The 545-nt window shown below is 56.1% G+C and carries 1 pseudogene; it reads right to left on the bottom strand.

The annotated features are described in order from the left end of the window. Positions 1 to 96: pseudogene (locus tag ACWKV5_RS29665) on the bottom strand (peroxiredoxin); the annotation flags it as partial. Positions 97 to 545: the final 449 nt, after the last annotated feature.

The following is a 545-nucleotide window of genomic DNA, read 5'->3' as shown; positions in this document are numbered from 1 at the left end:
CTTGCCCTTGAGCGACTCATCCGTGACTTCGATGAACTTGCCGTTGTGGAACGCTTGGGCCTTGAACGGTTGGACTTGAGTATTGATCAGCGACATAGTGGTTTTCGGTTGGGTTGCTTGGTTGACAACGGAGTGGATCGTATCGTCGATCGATGCATTGCACAAGTTGATTGATATGATTTTATCGATTGTTTTTTTCTATTGAAGAGGCAACCGAGCGCCCACCGCTCGAAGCGCCGTATATCCCAAAGGTGCGCCTGCGCGCATAGACGAAATTACATAGCGCACCCGCAGGTTGCACACCCCGCACGTGCTCTCGCGGCGCGCATATCACGTAAAGCCAAGGCGGCGCGGGCTAAGACTACAGCCTTGTCAGCGTCTGTCTGACTGGCATAGGTCTTGCGCGATGAGGTCGATCGCAAACCTCCGCCGCGCATCGGCGCCCTCCACTGTCCCTGCAGTTGGCAGACGGCCCGGCAGGCGAATTCCCTCGGGAGCATGACCTTGTCGCTGAACGTTCTCTTCGTCGCTTCTGAAGCTGTGCC

It is taken from the genome of Pseudomonas oplopanacis (assembly GCF_057128725.1).
Note: the sequence above shows the minus strand (reverse complement) of the source record. Positions and strands in the feature narration are given on the sequence as shown.